Origin of the sequence: Xanthomonas arboricola, from assembly GCF_003353015.1 — a bacterium.
GTDB lineage: Bacteria > Pseudomonadota > Gammaproteobacteria > Xanthomonadales > Xanthomonadaceae > Xanthomonas > Xanthomonas arboricola_E.
Genome location: NZ_QREM01000009.1, coordinates 1,256,872 through 1,273,709 on the forward strand (window position 1 = coordinate 1,256,872; position 16,838 = coordinate 1,273,709).

Annotated in this window: 10 protein-coding genes; all 10 read right to left on the minus strand. The window is 65.6% G+C overall.

Annotated features, from left to right (window positions below):
- Positions 1–176: 176 nt before the first annotated feature.
- Positions 177–2,375 (minus strand): ferric-rhodotorulic acid/ferric-coprogen receptor FhuE, encoded by a 2,199-nt coding sequence (fhuE, locus tag C0541_RS15965; RefSeq protein WP_115049827.1) that lies wholly within the window; start codon positions 2,373–2,375, stop codon positions 177–179.
- A gap of 526 nt (positions 2,376–2,901) precedes the next feature.
- Entirely contained in the window at positions 2,902–4,902 is a 2,001-nt protein-coding gene (gene tkt, locus C0541_RS15970) for a transketolase (protein WP_115049829.1), read from the minus strand.
- 248 nt (positions 4,903–5,150) lie between these two features.
- Positions 5,151–6,431, minus strand: a complete 1,281-nt coding sequence (locus C0541_RS15975; protein WP_115049830.1) for a dicarboxylate/amino acid:cation symporter — start codon at positions 6,429–6,431, stop codon at positions 5,151–5,153.
- Between the two features lie 1,137 nt (positions 6,432–7,568).
- Positions 7,569–9,302 carry a BatD family protein gene (locus C0541_RS15980; protein ID WP_115049831.1) on the minus strand — a complete coding sequence of 578 codons (1,734 nt, stop codon included), beginning with the start codon at positions 9,300–9,302 and terminating at the stop codon, positions 7,569–7,571.
- Positions 9,299–11,152: a vWA domain-containing protein gene (locus C0541_RS15985; protein WP_161960100.1), complete on the minus strand. Its 1,854-nt coding sequence runs from the start codon at positions 11,150–11,152 to the stop codon at positions 9,299–9,301. The genes C0541_RS15980 and C0541_RS15985 overlap by 4 nt, the downstream gene beginning before the upstream one ends.
- A complete protein-coding gene (locus C0541_RS15990; RefSeq protein ID WP_115049833.1) occupies positions 11,149–12,156 on the minus strand; it encodes a vWA domain-containing protein in 1,008 nt (335 codons plus the stop codon). Before C0541_RS15990 ends, C0541_RS15985 begins: the two co-directional genes overlap by 4 nt.
- Positions 12,153–12,614, minus strand: a complete 462-nt coding sequence (locus C0541_RS15995) for a DUF4381 domain-containing protein (protein ID WP_115049834.1) — start codon at positions 12,612–12,614, stop codon at positions 12,153–12,155. Before C0541_RS15995 ends, C0541_RS15990 begins: the two co-directional genes overlap by 4 nt.
- Positions 12,615–12,616: 2 nt before the next feature.
- Complete coding sequence (locus C0541_RS16000) at positions 12,617–13,579, minus strand: DUF58 domain-containing protein (protein WP_161960101.1); 963 nt, start codon at positions 13,577–13,579, stop codon at positions 12,617–12,619.
- 22 nt (positions 13,580–13,601) lie between these two features.
- Positions 13,602–14,621, minus strand: a complete 1,020-nt coding sequence (locus tag C0541_RS16005) for an AAA family ATPase (RefSeq protein WP_104584784.1) — start codon at positions 14,619–14,621, stop codon at positions 13,602–13,604.
- Positions 14,622–14,858: 237 nt separating this feature from the next.
- Positions 14,859–16,823 carry a type IV pilus secretin PilQ gene (locus C0541_RS16010; protein WP_115049836.1) on the minus strand — a complete coding sequence of 655 codons (1,965 nt, stop codon included), beginning with the start codon at positions 16,821–16,823 and terminating at the stop codon, positions 14,859–14,861.
- Between the last annotated feature and the right edge of the window lie 15 nt (positions 16,824–16,838).

Sequence of the window (16,838 nt, forward strand, 5' to 3'; positions counted from 1 at the left end):
CCACTGAAGCACACCATCCCGGCATGCAGCGCAGGCGGTGCAGGCAGTGCGATACGCGCAACAGACCTAGGATCGGCCTGCAGGCTCCAGACAACAAAACAGGCACCTCTTGCGAGGTACCTGCATCGTTGCAGCGACAGGCCAGGCGCTGGAAGCGCGCCCGGCCCGGTCTGCGATCAGAACGTGTAGTTGAAGGTCAGCATGCCGTTGCGCGATGCGCCCCATGCGCCATAACCCCCGTTGAACTGCGCGTAGTAACGCTTGTCGAGCAGGTTGTCGACATTGAGCTGCACCGAGAACTGCGGCGACAACCGGTAGCGCGCGAAGGCGCTGACCAGTGCGTAGGCGCCTTGCTGGAAGGTGCCGTAGGCCGGGTCCACGTAGTACGAGCGGTTCTGCCAGTTGACGCCGCCGCCCACGGTCAGATCGCTCCATGCGCCTTGCGGGGTGTAGCTGTTGAACAGCTTGAGGGTGGTGCGCGGCAAATGCGTGTTGATCGAGGTACCGTTGTCATCGCGGGCGGTGTAGTGCGAGGCGCCGAAAGTGGTGTTCCAGCCCTCTGTCACCCGCCCGGACACCTCGAAATCGAAGCCTTCGCTGACCACGCCGTTGGCGGCCTCATACGCGAAGTCACTGCTACCGGGGACAACGACGCCGGTGGCCACGCCCAGGTTGTCCTGCTCGATGCGGAACACCGCCAGCGAGGCGTTGAGCTTGTCGTCGAACCATGCGGCCTTGACACCGGCTTCGTAGCCCTTGCCGCTCAACGGATCCAGGTAGCCGCCATTGGCATCGCGCAGGGTCTGCGGGTTGAAGATTTCGGTGTAGCTGACGTACGTCGACCACACATCGTTGATGTCGTAGACCAGGCCGGCGTACGGGGTGACTTCGGTCTGGCTGTCGGAGAACGGCACCAATTGCTGCGTAGCGGAGTCGAGATTGCGGCCATCGATCTGCCAGTCGGTGTAGCGCGCACCTACCAGCAACTTCAGCGAATCGGCCAGCGAAAAGCGCGCGGCCACGTAAGCCGCCTTCTGCTTGATGGTGCCGTCGCTCTGCACCAACCGCGGGCTCCAGTTGGGTTCCGGATAGGCGCCGTTCCAGCCGAAGTAGCTGGTCAGCGGCGTCAGGAACGGGAAATCGAAGGTACCGTTGTTGACGTATTCGCGACGGTTGTAGCTGGCACCGGCCACCAGCTGATGCTCGCGGCCGAACAGCTGGAACGGGCCTTCCGCATAGACATCGGCGCCATCGGCCTTGCGCTCGGTCTGGTAGTTGCCCGAGTACGGCACCACGCCGCCGCCGGTGGCGCGGTCGAAGCCGAAGATCGTATAGAACGGGTAGAACAGGTGATTGGCCGCTTCGGTCTTCTCGTGGCTCACATTCGCCTTGAGATTCCAACCGTTGTCGAAGCTCTGCTGCAGGCTGGCGAAGGTGCGCTGCAGACGCGTGTCCCAGAAGGTCCAGTCGGCCGCCGGGTTGAACGAACGATCGTAGTTCGGGCGAGTGCCATCGCTGTAGAACAGCGGGAAGCCGCCCCAGGTGACATCGTCCGATTCCTTCTTCTGGTACTCGTAACCCACGCTCAGCAAGGTGCTGTCGGTGAGGTCGGCGTCGATGATGGCCGAGCCGATCTTCTTGCGCAGGTTGTAGCGGTCCATGTCCGACTCGCCGTCCTGGTACACGCCGATCACGCGCGCACGCACGGTGCCGTCGGGGCTCAGCGGCACGGTGACATCGGCCACGCTGCGGGTCTTGTTGAAATCGCCGCCGCCCACCGACACGGTGCCGGTGAAGTCGCGGCTGAGCGCATGCTTGCGCACCAAGTTGATCGAGGCCGACGGATTGCCCGAGCCGGTCAGCAGACCGGTGGCGCCGCGTACCACTTCGACGCGGTCGTACAGCGCCACGTCCAGCGCCGAGTCGCCGTAGCTCCAGGCCTGCTCCATGTAGGCCGGAATGCCGTCGAACTGGTAGTTGTCGATGTAGAAACCGCGCGCGTAGAACTCCAACCGCTCGCTGTCGCTCTGTGCCGCCGAGATGCCGGTGACGTTGTTGAGCACGTCGGTGATGCTCTGCAGGTTCTGGTCGTCCATGCGGTCGCGGGTGATCACGGTCACCGACTGCGGAATCTCGCGCAGCGACAGGTTCATGCGCGTGCCGGCGGTGGTCTTCTCCACCGTGTAGCCCTTGGCCTGTTCGCCCTGCACGATCATCCGGTCCAGCGTGGTGACCTCGGCATCGGGGGCGGCAGCGGGCGTCTCGGCCAGCACCTGGCCGGCGGCCATGGTGCACAGCGCGGCCAGCAGCGCGCGCGGCAGGACATGGCGACGCGCGCCCACGGAAGCAAGACGCAATTCGGTACTACGGATCATCGGAGACTCCAACGCAGACGGGTCAGACCACGCGCTGCGAAGACGCCGCGCCGGCAACAAGGGGGAGGAACGCTGTGCCGAACCACCGGCAGCGCGTCATTTTAATGGGAATGATTCACATTTTAAACAGCCGGATTGACATTTTTTTAGCATTCGCTTGACATAAGCGAGCGCTACTGGACCTGACCCTCGGGTCGATCTGCATGATCGCGGTCTGCCATTCGCCCTTTCGATCCGGCCATTCAACGCGGCCAGGATCTGGCCGTTGCGAAGGAGATCAGCAAGGTCCGTTTCGATGGATTGCAGGCGCAGACCAGGCAACTCCTGTTGCTGCCACGCAGCAGGCACGGCCCATTCCACCGATGCTGGGCACCCATGGCAAGCACTGGCCATATCCACGCATCGGCGCCGGCCAACGTCGCGCAGTGGCAGGCGCAATGGGTTCGTTACACGCTGACCCATCGCGCACGAGGCCCCACAAAAAAAGCCGGCTTTCGCCGGCTTTTTTCAGGCAACACGCAAGGGCTTACAGCGCCTTGGCTGCCGCGACCACATGCTCGGCGGTGATCTTGAAGTACGCGTACAGCTGGTCGGCCGGCGCCGAGGCACCAAAGGTATCGATGCCGACCACGTCGCCGTCCAGGCCCACGTACTTGCGCCAGAAGCCGGTCACGCCCGCTTCCACCGCCACGCGCTTGCGCACCGCATTCGGCAGCACCGATTCGCGATAGGCCGCATCCTGGCGGTCGAACACATCGGTCGACGGCATCGACACCACGCGCGTCTTCAGCCCTGCCGCGTCCAGGGTCTGCTTGGCTTCCACCGCCAGCCCGACTTCCGAACCGGTGGCGATCAGGATCACGTCCGGCACGCCGCCTTCGGCCTCGGCCAGCACATAACCGCCGCGCTCGATCAGCTTGAGCTGCGCGTCGCTGCGCGGCTGGTGCTGCAGGTTCTGGCGGCTGAACACCAGGCAGCTCGGGCCGTCCTTGCGGGTGATGGCGGCCTTCCAGCTCACCGCCGACTCCACCGCATCGCCCGGGCGCCACACATCGTTGTTGGGGATGTAGCGCAGCGAGGCCAGGTGCTCCACCGGCTGATGGGTCGGGCCATCTTCGCCCAGGCCGATCGAGTCGTGCGTGTACACATGGATGGCGTGGGCCGGATTCAGCGCGCTCATGCGCACGCCGTTGCGGGCGTAATCGCTGAACACCAGGAAGGTGGCGTCGAACGGAATGAAGCCGCCGTGCAGCGCCAGGCCATTGGCGATGGCGGTCATGCCGAACTCGCGCACGCCGTAGTAGACGTAGTTGGCATTCGGGTCATCGGTGACCACCGACTTGCTGGCCTTCCACAAGGTCAGGTTGGAATGCGCCAGATCGGCCGAGCCGCCGATCAACTCGGGCAACAACGGCGCAAACGCTTCGATCGCCAGCTGCGAGGCCTTGCGCGAGGCGATGGTCTGGCCGTCCTGCTGCGCCTTGGCGATGTAGGCATCGGCCTGGGCGATGAAGTCGGCCGGCAGCTCGCCGTGCGAACGGCGGGTCAGCTCGGCGGCTTCGGCCGCGTACTGCTTGCCGTATTTGTCGAACAGCTGCTCCCACTCGGCCTGACGCAGCGTGCCGGTGCCACCTGCGCGCCAGCCGGCGTAGATCTCTTCGGGAATCTCGAACGGGCCGTACGGCCATTCCAGCGCCTTGCGGGCGCCCTCGAGTTCTTCCTTGCCCAGCGGTGCGCCATGCGAGGATTCCTTGCCGGCCTTGCTCGGCGCACCGAAGCCGATCTTGGTGCGGCAGCAGATCAGCGTGGGCTTGTCGGTATTGTCCAGCGCGGTCTCGATGGCGGCCTTGATCTTCTCGGCGTCATGTCCGTCCACATCGCGGATCACATGCCAGCCATAGGCCTCGAAACGCTCCGGGGTGTTGTCGCTGAACCAGCCGGCGGTGTTGCCGTCGATGGAGATCTGGTTGTTGTCCCAGAACGCGACCAGCTTGCCCAGGCCCCAGGTGCCGGCCAGCGAGGCGGCTTCGTGGGAAATGCCTTCCATCATGCAGCCATCGCCCATGAACACCCAGGTGCGGTGGTCGACGATTTCCAGCTCCGGACGGTTGTAGCGCTGCGCCAGCAACTTCTCGGCCAGCGCGAACCCGACCGCATTGGCAAAGCCCTGCCCGAGCGGACCGGTGGTGGTTTCCACCCCGGGGGTTTCGCTGCGCTCGGGATGGCCGGCGGTCTTGCTGTGCAGCTGGCGGAACTGCTTGAGCTGCTCGATCGGCAGGTCGTAGCCGGACAGGTGCAGCAACGCGTACTGCAACATCGACCCATGCCCGTTGGACAGCACGAAGCGGTCGCGGTTGAACCATTGCGGGTTGTTCGGGTTGTGCCGGAAATAATCGTTCCACAGCACTTCAGCGATATCGGCCATGCCCATGGGCATGCCGGGATGGCCGGACTTGGCGGCTTCGACCGCATCTGCGGCGAGAAAACGGATGGCGTTGGCCAGCTGGCGGCGGGTGGGCTGGGTCATGGGCGTCTATGGAAGCGGAGGGGAACACCGCTGGAAGCGGAGACCGCTATTCTCCCACAGAGCGTGTTAGTGGGGCCGGGATTGGGAATTCGGGATTGGTGAAGCCGAGCCAGAGCCTCTGCAGCCTCGTCTGCTAGACAGCGGCGCAACTGGCGGCGCAAACGCCGTCGCAACACCCCAACCTGACCTGGCACCTGCCGGTCGCAGCAGCCAGCTCTGACGAATCCCCAATCCCGACTCCCGAATCCCTATTCTTCGCCCTTGGCCACAAGGGTCGTCAGCGCCAGATCCCCGGTCACGTTCAGCGCCGTCCGGCACATATCCAGGAAGTGATTGACGCCCAGGATCATGCCGATGCCGACCGGGTTGACCCCGACCATCGCGCAGATCAGCGCCACCACCGGCAGCGAGCCGGACGGCACGCCCGCGGTGCCGATGCCGCCCAGGATGCAGACCAGCATCACCATGAACTGCTGACCCAGGCTCAAGTCCACGTTGAAGAACTGCGCCAGGAAGATCACCGTCACCCCTTCGAACAGGGCGGTGCCGTTCTGGTTGGCGGTCGCGCCCACGGTCAGCACGAAGCGCGACACCCGCGGCGGCAGGCCCATCTCGTCGGCCACGCGCAGGGCGGTCGGCAGGGTGGCGTTACTGGAGGCAGTGGAGAACGCCATCATCGTGGCCTGCTGGGTCTGCCGGAAGAAGCCGATCGGCGAACGTCCGGCGAACTTCACCGCCAGCCCGTAGCTGACCACCATGTGCAGGCCCAGCGCCAGCACCACCACGCCGACATAAGCGCCCAGACGGACCAACAGATCGAAGCCGAACAGCGCAGCCAGGTTGAACATGAAACAGGCCACCGCATATGGCGCCAGCCGGATCACCAGGCCGATCAGGGTCATCGAGATTTCGAAGACACCTTCGATGCCGCGCTTGAGCGTGGCCACCTTTTCATCGGCGGTGAGCACCATGCCCACGCCGAACATCACCGCAAAGAACATCAGCGACAGGATCGCGCCGTTGCTGGACGCTGCAGCTATCACGTTGCTGGGCACGATCGACAACAGCATGTCCATGCCCTGCGGCTGGGTGCCTGAGCTGGAGATGATCTCTCGGGTGCGCTCGGCGTTCTGCTGGATCAACTGGTTGGCCAGTTGCGGGTCCACGCCCGCGCCAGGCTTGAGCACATTCACCAACACCAGCCCCAGCAACACCGCCACGCCGGACAGCACGATGGTGTAGCCCAGGGTGCGCCACCCCACCCGCCCGAGCGCGCGGATGTCGCCCATTTCGGAAATGCCCATCACCAAGGCCGAAAACAGCAACGGCACGATCAGCATGAAGATCAGATTGAGGAAGATCTGCGAGAACGGAGTGGTGACGTACCTGGTCACCATACGCACCCAGTCCGCATCGCTGCCGGCCAGGTAGTAGACCGCCAGGCCCAGCAGCAGACCGACGGCGAAGCCAATGCCCATCTTCCAATGCAGGGGCAGGCCCGGGCGGCGCGCGGCGGGGGATGCAGTCATCTGGTCGGCCTTGATCTGGACACAAGCCCCGGAGCTTAACAAACGCCATCGACGCGGCCACCTACCCGGCCTGCCGCCGTGCGCCCGCCCGAGGGTAGGTATTCCTCGCGACATCAGGTGATGCAGGCGTTGGAGCGGGCGAGGCCCCTGCGACCAGCCCGCGGATCAGCCGCGCTGCAAGTGCTCTATCCGCAGTGCCCAGGCCTCATCGGGATGCGACGCGTAAAGCAACGGATGCGTAGACCGGGGGCGTCATCTAGTCGCGACCGGATGCTTGAATCAACAGCCCGGTACGTCGAGGGCGCGGNTGATGCAGGCGTTGGAGCGGGCGAGGCCCCTGCGACCAGCCCGCGGATCAGCCGCGCTGCAAGTGCTCTATCCGAAGTGCCCAGGCCTCATCGGGATGCGACGCGTAAAGCAACGGATGCGTAGACCGGGGGCGTCATCTAGTCGCGACCGGATGCTTGAATCAACAGCCCGGTACGTCGAGGGCGCGGTGCCCTCACCGCTTGCGGGACACGCCGTGAACCCATCCATGGGGACCGTGTGGCGGCATCCATGCCGCCGCACGGTCCCGCAACCGGCAAGGACACCGCACCAGACAGGTGGTCGGCTGCTTTATTGAAAGCGTTTCGCTCGGCTTGCAGCGGCAGACGAGACATTTCCATGTTTCGTGTCGAAAGCCTGCCTGTTGCTCGGCTTNGGCTGCTTTATTGAAAGCGTTTCGCTCGGCTTGCAGCGGCAGACGAGACATTTCCATGTTTCGTGTCGAAAGCCTGCCTGTTGCTCGGCTTGCGCGGGGAACTGATCGGACGCAACGTGCTTCGAACAGCGGACGCCATGCCTTGCTTGTAACTGCGCATACAGACCGTCTCGACTGCTCCTTGCCCGCCCACCGTCGCGGGACCTTACGCGGCATGGATGCCGCGTAAGAGCTTACATGGACGTACTTGCAACGTGTCCCGCGATGGTGGGCGGGCAAGGACACTGCAGCCACGCCGCAGACCAAACGCCTTGCCTTGGAAAAACGCCTTGCTTTACGCAGCACCGCTAAAGAACAGCAGTCAGCGCGTCAAAACGAGGCGCAGCACGCTGGCTATCCAGGACCTGTCACCGTTGCCGATGCCGCGACACCGATCAAGGCGCCGGCGGATACAGCGGCGCCAATACCTCCGGCTCCGCAGCGGTGGCGTGCCGCCAACGCGGCCCCTTGGCGAAGGCCTCGCGCAATGCCGAACGTGCACTGCTCACGTCACCATCGCCGCCCCAGCGGGCGCGCTGCATCTGCGCCACCGCCGCGCGCTGGGCCGGGTCGCTCAACGCGGCCAGCACGCTGTCGATGTCGGCAACGCCGGCCATGCCACACAGCACCGCGGCCACATTGTCCATGCCGCCGGTGTCGAGCGCGCGTCGCAATTCGGCCACACCGTGGGTCACACGCCGGCCGGGGGCAGCTGCATCGCTGGCATTGAGCACCGGCGCGCCGTGCGAACCGCCGCGAGGCCGTGACAAGGCCCACACCAGGGTGGCAATCCACAGCAGTGCAAAGCCGGTCGCCGCAGCGATCCAGCCCCACGGCCGTTGCGTGGCCGCCGGTTGCTGCAGGCTCAGCGTGCTGGCCGCAGGCGTGCTCGCCGGGTTCTCCGGTGCCGAATCGGCTGACGGCGCCGGCGCCGGCGCCGCAAACGCACCTGTACCGGCCGCCACGTCCAGCGTCAGATCCGGCAGCGAGGCCGTCTTGGCCGCCCCCGCGCCCACATCCCACCATGCCACCTGCAAGCCGGGCACCACCAGCGGCCCGGCACGGTTGGGCACAATCGAATAGCGGCGGGTCAGCCGCAGCTGCGGCGAGCCATCCACGAAGCGTTCTTCGTACTGCGCCGGCTCGGCAAACACCTGCGCGTCGGGCACGCTCGGCGTCGGCAACTCCGGGAACTGCGCCTGGGTGGCGCCGCGCGCGCTGGCCTCCACCACGATCTGCGCTGCTTCGCCGGCAGTGGCGCGCTGCGGCGTGGTCGTATACCGCAGCTGCAGGCTGCGCAGCGGCAACCACGGCTGCGGCGCATTGGCCGGTTGCGCACGGACCTGCAGCGGGATGCTGGCACTGCGCGCGCTCAGCTCGCCATTGCCGCGACCGAAGTAGTCGTCGAAGAAGCCCCCGACCGATCGGCCGTTGAAGCGCGCCGATGGCAACACCAGGCGGCCGCTACGCTCGGGCACCAGCAGATAACGCCGTTCGACCACATTGTATTGACGGTTGTTGAGCACCTTGACCGAACTGACGTCGTCGCCGATGCGCTGCAGCGATGCACCATCGGGCGCTTCCAGATCCAGCTCGCCGGACGCCAGCTGCGTGGCGAAATACAGCCGCACCACCACGCCCACACTTTGCTGCACATAGGGCTGCGGATCGTCCACCTGGGTCTGGACAAAGGCATCCTCATTGCCTTGCGCCGCAGCTGCTGCGCCGGGCGCGCTGCTGCCGGCGTCGCTTGCCGAAGCGCCCACCTGCAACCGCAACGGCTCGGTGCGCTCGTTACCGACGCGGATCGCCGGCACGATCAGCTCGCCGCTCTTGCGCGGCGTCAGCACCACGCCGAACAGCGCGCGCACCGTCACCGATCCATTGGTCACCTGCATCTGCTGGTTGGCGCTCTTGGCCCCCAGGGCGAAGTCGCTGCGCAAGGGCGTGTAATCCGGATCGACACCGCGCTGGTCGGTTTCGATGTTCAACATCACCACGTCGCCGGCATTGGCGCTGTCGCGGTCCAGCCACGCGCGCGTGACGGCGCCCGCCGGTGCACAGGTGAGCAGCATCACGCCGGTCAACATGCCGATCGCCGCGCGGCGCAAATGGTGTGTGCCGATCATCGTCCGTCCCGTTGCCTGCGTTCGTATTCCAGCCTGAATTTGGTACGCAGCAGGCTGCCCGGATCATCCGGCACCCGCCGTAGCCAGGCATCCACCGCCTGGCGCTGTTCGCGTTGCTCCGGCGTCTCGTTCGCCGCCGCTGCGGCGGCCTGCTTGCCGTCTGCATTGGCGTTCTTGTCGCCGGCCTGCGCCATCGCCTGCTGCATCTTTTGCCGCTGCGCGGCATCGGCCTGCTGCTGCGCCTTGGCATCGGCCGATTGCGGCGCTGCATCCTGCTTGCCCTGCGTGCCTTGCCCGTCCTTGGACTGCTGGTCCTGCGGGGTTGCGTCCTGCGGCGTCTGCGCAGACGACGGGTTCTTGCCGTCCTGCTTGTCTTGCGAATCCTGCCCGCCTTGCCCGTCCTGTCCAGCGCCTTGATCGTTCTGCTTGTTCTGTCCGGACGGATTCTGGCCGGAGCCGTTCTGCCCGGATTGCTTCCGGTTGTCGGGCTGGCCCTTGCCGTCCTGGCCCTTACCGTCCTTGTTGTTCTGCTGCTGCCGCTTGCGCGCCGCCTCCACCGCCGCACGATTGGCGATGGCGTCGGGTTGATCCGGATGTTGCTTGAGCGCGCGGTCGTAAGCGGCAATCGCTTCGTCGTACTGGCCCTGCCTGGCCAGTGCGTTGCCGAGGTTATACAGCCCCTCATCGGTGGGCACATGTTCGAAGGCTTTTTGTGCCGCGGCGAAATCGCCCTTGCGATAGGCCTGCACGCCGGCATCCAGGCGTTGCTGCTGCACCTGGTCGGCGCGTTGCCACAGGGTGCCATCGGCAGCATGCGCGGGCTGGGCCAACGGCAATACGCACACCAGGGCCAGGACCACCACAACCGCACGCCGGCGGAACGCCAGCAATGCCAGCAGCATCACCGGCAACAGCAGCCAGTAGCCTTCGTCCAGCCAGGTCTTGCCCCCAGTGGATTCGGCGGTTTCATCAGCCAGCGGCTGTTGCGCCGGGTCGAGCACGCCCAGCGCACGCAGGTCCGTATCGTCGGCGGTGATACGCGCATAGCGACCACCGCCCTGCCCGGCAAGATCGCGCAGGCTGCCCTCATTCAGTCGTGTCTGCGCAATCTCGCCGGTCGTGGTGCGATAGGCCGCGCCGCGCGCGCTCCCCACGCCGAGCGCAGACACGCTGAATCCACGCGAGTGCGCCAGCCGCGCAGAACTTCCGGCCGCACGATCGGCGCTATCGCTGACCAGCAGGATGTCGCCTTGCTTGAAGCCGGCCTGCAGCAGCAACTGCGTGGCCGCATCGATTGCCGCATCGGCGCGCTTGCCGTCCACCGGCATCACCGATGGCGACAGCGCATCCAGGAACAACGCCACGTTGGCGGTGTCATCGGTCAACGGTGCAACGGTGAAGCTCTCGCCCGCGTAGACCAGCAGCGCGACTTCGCCGCCTGCCCGCTTGCGCAACAAGGTGGCCAGCTTGGCACGCGCCTGCAGCAGGCGCGATGGCGGCAGATCGTTGGCAGCGATGCTGGAGGACAGGTCCAGCGCCACTACCAGCGGCATACTGGAGTGATACACCGGCCGCTCGGTCTGCCGCCAGCTCGGCCCGGCCATCGCCACCACCGCCAGCGCATAGGTCAGCGCAGCCAGCACGAATCCCAGCCATCCACGCCGGCTGCCGGACACCAGCAGGGTCGGCAGCAGGTGCGCATCCACGCTTTGCCGCCAGACATCGGCATCGCGTCGCCGCAGCTGCCACAGCACTGCCGCCGGCACGATCGCCAGCAGCGCCCACAGCAACCCCGGGCGCAGCAGGTGCAGCGACTGCAGCCAGCCGGCCAGTGCGGTCAGCGCGTTCATCGCCATCTCCGCGGCAACACGTAGGCCAGCAGCGCAATCACGATCGCAACGCCCAACGGCCAGTAGTAACGTTCCACGCGCGGCTGCACCGACGGGCCGAGCGCCTTGACCGGCTCCAGCCGATCCAGCTCGGCATAGATGCCCGCCAGCTCTTCGGTATCGCGCGCACGGAAGAAGCGCCCACCGGTTTGCGCGGCGATCTTGCGCAAGCCATCTTCGTCGATATCGTCATTGCCCGTGGCCGGAATCGGCACACCGAACAACGAATAGCCGCCATTGCCGCCAAAGGCGATCGTATGCACGCGCACGCCCTGGGCCTTGGCAAGTTCGGCGGCCTTGAGCGGATTGAGCACGCCTGCGGTGTTGACACCATCGGTGAGCAACACCACCACGCGCTGGCCCTGCTTCTGCTCGCGCAGCCGTTTGACCGACAACGCGATCGCATCGCCGATCGCCGTTTCGCGCCCGGCCAGTCCCACCACGCTGTCGGCCAACTGGTCGCGCACGGAGGTGAGGTCGGCGGTCAACGGCGTCAATGCATACGCCCGCTGACCAAATACCAGCAGACCGACCCGGTCGCCGTCGCGACGATCCAGAAAGTCCGACAACACCGCCTTGGCGGCCGTCAGGCGGTCCACCACCTTGCCGCCGAGCACCATGTCCGGCTCGCTCATGCTGCCGGACAGATCCACCGCCAGCATCATCTGGCGTGCCTCGCGCGGCGGCTGGATCACATCGCCCAATTGTTGCGGGCGCGCCAGCGCCGCGCACAGGAAGAACCAGCCCAGCCACGCCAGCCAGCGCGGCACCCGCAGCACCGGTGCACTCTTAGCCTGCGCGACCGCCTGCAGTTGGTCGGCGTAAGGCACGCGCAGTGCTGCCGTATCGGCGCGGCGCTGCGGCCAGAACCACATCAGCAACGGCAGCGGCATCAACCACCAGGCCCACGGCCATGCGCAGTGCGCCAGCGCATCCTGCCATTGCGACCACTGCAGCCAGTTCATCGCCGGCCTCGCATCAGGTCCAGAAAACGCCGCCGCGCCAGCGCCTGCACCGCGTCCAGATCGGTCACCGTCGGCGTACGTTGAAAACCACCGTCCAGCAGCGCGCGACCCGGCCCCTGCGAAAAGGCCTGCGTCTTGCTCTTGCACCCATCCAGGAATTGCACCCATGCCTCGCCCTGCAGCCGGTCTGCCTGGGTATCGACGCGGCGTGCGGCGCGCCGCAACAACAAGGACAACGCGGCCAGGCGCTGCGCAGGCGTCGTTGCGCGCTGCAACTCGGCATCGAATGCCGCCAGCCACAGATGCTGCCGCTGACGGCGGCGCCACCACCACCATGCTGCGGCGCCGAGCACCAGCACCGCCGCCGCAATGACCAGCCACCAGCCCGGCGCCAGCGGCCACCACGACGGTGACGGCGGCAGATGGACATCGCGCAGCGGCAGCGATTGCGGCGCCATCGTCACAGCCTCCGCACGGCAGCACTGCCGCCCAGCCAGGCATCGCTGGCATCGTCGGTAGACAGGCGATGCAGGCGCACGCCGCGTGCCTGCAAGACCGAGGTCAACTGCTCCAGCGGCGCCACGAATTCGGCCTGCCAGCGCGCACGTCCAGCCTGCGTGGACAGATCGATCGCAATGCGCTCGCCGCGCACATCGAAGCTGAGTGCGCGGGCCGGTGGCGCCAGCTCCAGGGGGTCGACCAGCACGATCACCACCACCTCGTGATGCAAGGCCAGCCCCGACCAGCGCGTGGCAGAAATCCTGCTGGCGCTGCGCGCATCGGCCAGCACGGTCAGCCGGGCGCCCGGGCGCAGCAGCCGCGCGGCATGGTCCAGTGCCACCTCCAGGCCCGCGTCGCCGGACGGTGGCTGCGTGTACCAGCGCGCCAATGCGTCCAGCACCGGCAACACGCCGCGTTGACCCGAGCGCGGTGCAATCGGCGCCTCGCTGGCAGTGCCACGCAGCGCGGCGATCCGGTCGCCCTGCCGCTGTGCCAGCCACGCCGCAACCGCACCGGCGCGCGCGGCCTGCACCGACTTGTAGCGCACCCGCGTGCCGAAGAAGAGCGCCGGCGAGGTATCGGCCACGATCAGGCTCAAGCGTTCGCGCTCGGCCTGGAACAACTTGGTATGCGCACGCCCGGTACGCGCAGTGACGCGCCAGTCGATATGCCGCGCATCGTCGCCGGCCACGTACTCGCGCGACTCGGCGTATTCCATCCCGCGCCCGCGCATTGCCGCGGGCACCGGCCCGACCAGTCCATGGCGGCCACGCCCCGGCTGCCCGCGATGGACCGTGGTGCCGCGCAGCGCAATCAACTCCGCCAGCGTCGGCCGCAGTCCATCGCCGGCGATCGACGACGGCGCGGTGACAGGGGAAGAAGACGGCATCGAAGACATCGGATTCTGGTCAGCGGACGGCATACCTCGGCGACACGCTACCCGATCAGGGCAGCGGAATCTTTTCCAACAAGGCGGCGACCAGGCGTTCGCCATCCCAGCCTTCGGCAGTGGCCTCGTAGCTGGGCAGCACGCGATGACGCAGCACGTCCGGCGCGATTGCGCGGATATCGTCCGGGGTCACGTAGTCGCGCCCGGCCAGCCATGCACGCGCACGTGCGCAGCGCTCCAGCGCGATCGATCCACGCGGGCTCGCGCCCCAGGCGATCCGCCGCGCCAATGCCGGGTCGTAGCGCTGGGCATCGCGCGACGCGAGGACGATCTCGATCAGGTAGCGCTCCAGCTGCGGCGCCAGATGCACGTCCAGCACGACACGCCGCGCGGCAAAGACATCTTCCAGCGGGATCTTGTCGGGCACCGTTTCGTGCTTTTCCAGGGTATCGCGTGCGGCTTCACGTGCCAGACGCAGGATCTCCGCTTCGGCATCGGCCTGCGGATAGCCGATACGCACATGCATCAGGAAGCGATCCAGCTGCGCCTCGGGCAACGGGAAGGTGCCCTCCTGTTCGATCGGGTTCTGCGTGGCCATCACCAGGAACAGTTGCGGCAGCGCATAGGTGTGACGCCCGACGGTGACCTGGCGCTCGCCCATCGCTTCCAGCAGCGCCGACTGCACCTTGGCCGGTGCACGGTTGATCTCGTCGGCCAGCAGGATCGGATGGAAGATCGGCCCGGGCATGAACTCGAACCGGCTGTCCTGCGGCCGCCAGATCTCGGTGCCGGTCAGATCGGAAGGCAGCAGATCCGGGGTGAACTGCACCCGCGCGAAATCCGCTTCCAGCCGTGAGGCCAGCGCACGGATCGCGGTGGTCTTGGCCAGACCGGGCGCGCCCTCGACCAGCAGATGACCATCGGCCAGCAAGGCGATCAGCAAGCGTTCGACCAGCGCAGACTGGCCCACGATGCGCTGCGTCAGCGACTCGCGCAGCAAGGTGAATTGACGATGCAACCGGTCCTCGGCGGGCGCGGCAGCGGCTTCGGGGGGCAAGAGCGGCGGTGCGTTCATAGGCCCAGTGTGACCGATTCGAATGTGATTGGTTCACTGCCGGGCAGAAAGATGTTCAGTGAGTGACCGGGTTCATGCTGCCGGGCACACCGCGGATGGCCGGCTCCTGCGGCACTCCGCAAGCCTTCCATTTGGGGAAAGACGTGGTTTCTCCACCCCTTTGATCTGGAGCACGCATGATAGAAAGGAAGAAGGCCGCTTTCGCGGCCTCCCTTGTCTCCATCGTATCGAGCGCGGTTACCGCGCTGCGTTTGCAACCCGCAATACCTTGGGAGTTACGAAGACCAGTAGCTCGGCTTTTTCCTTGCTACGCCCACGCTTCTTGAACAAATTGCCCAGGAACGGGATATCTCCCAAAAATGGAACCTTCGAAACGCTTTCCCGATCAGTAAATTCGTATACGCCACCGATCACCACCGTTTCACCATCTGCCACCAGAACCGCAGTATTGACTTCACGACGATTGATTTCCGGCACGGTGCCGTACTGCGGCAGATCAATGAATCGAGCAACCTCGTCTTTCTTCACATTCATATTGAGGAACACACGATTATCGTTGGTGATGGTTGGCGTCACCTTCAGCTCAAGCAATACTTCCTTGAACTGCACATTTGCTTGCGAGCCGCCGCCTGCAACACCAGCGCCGCTGATGGTTACGTAGCCAATTTCACGCCCCTGCTTGATGACACCTTCGCGTTGGTTAGCCGTCACGATACGCGGGTTGGAGACAACCTCGCCACGCCCCTCTTCTTGCATTGCCGACAATTCGATATCCAGATTGAAGTTGGAACCCAACAATGTATAAGCCAGGCCTGCCGCATTACTGTTTGTAAATCCACCCGCCCCCAAATCAATATTCAAACCGGAGGGAAAAAGAAAGGCTGGCAATGTACTACTCGTACCCGGAGTTGTAGCGGTACGCGTATTGTTAATCTCATTATTACGTTGCGCGAGCGTGTTACGGTAATTATTTGTGCTCTCGAGCGAACCACTCAATATCCCACGCCCGGTTGCACCAGATACCCCGAACCGTGCGCCCAGATCGCGCGCAAATGTATCTGTCGCGATCACGATACGGCTCTCGATCAACACCTGATCCACGGGGCGATCGATATGCGAAATCAGCTCGCGCATCTGCGCGACCTTCTTCGGAATATCGCTGATCATCAGGGTGTTGGTGCGCTCGTCGGCAACCAGGCGACCGCGAGGCGACAGGAATCCATTGTCCTGCTGGCCACCTTGTCCACCTTGACCGCCGCCCTGACCACCACCACCGCCACCAATCCCCTTGGCCTCCGTCAGCGCTTTGAAGATCACAGCTGCGTTGTGGTAATTGATCTGCACGTAATCGGTGATCAGATCCTCGCGGTTCTCGATCGCGATGCGGGCGTCTTCCTTGTCCTGCTCGAACTTGGCCAGCTCCGGCTGCGGGGCAACCCACACCACGCCGCCGTCGCGGCGCTTGTCCAGGCCCTTGGCGCGCAGCACGATGTCCAGCGCCTGGTCCCACGGCACGTTCATCAGACGCAGGGTGACATTGCCCTGCACGGTGTCGGAGGCGACGATGTTGAGGTTGGATTCCTCGGCGATCAGCTGCAGCACGGTGCGCACCGGCACGTCCTGGAAGTTGAACGTCACCGGGCGGCCGCTGTAACCGCGCGCGGCAATCTGCGCAGCGGCCTGGCTGACCGCTGCGGCGCTGACGCCACCGACTGCGGGCTGGCCCTTGCGCGGCGTGATTTCGACCACGTACTCGTTGCCGGTCTGGTAGGCCAGCGAATCGAACGCGCCCTTGGTCGACAGCACCAGCTGCGAACCCGAGCCGGACGGCCGGACCTCGACACGCTGCACCGGCGTTGCGAAATCGGTGACGTTGAGTGGGCGCTGCAGTTCGGCAGGCAACCGCGCGTTGCTGATGTCGACCAGCACATTGTCGCCCTGCGTGCGCAGGTCCGGGCTGGCACCCTGCCCGTCGAACTGCAGGATCAGCCGACCCGTGCCGTCCTCGCCCCGTTTGAAATCGATCTTGGACACCGCCAGGCTCGCCGGAGCGGTCCTGGCCGGATCCTGCGCAGGCTGCTTCTGTGCCGCCGCCGCGAATGCGCCACCACTGACCAGCGCCAGTGCGAACCCCAGCGCGCAGGACTGGAGTACCGCGTGGCGCCGGACCGGGCGCAGCCGCTGGGCATTGGAAAACGTCATCGTGCTATCCCCTAT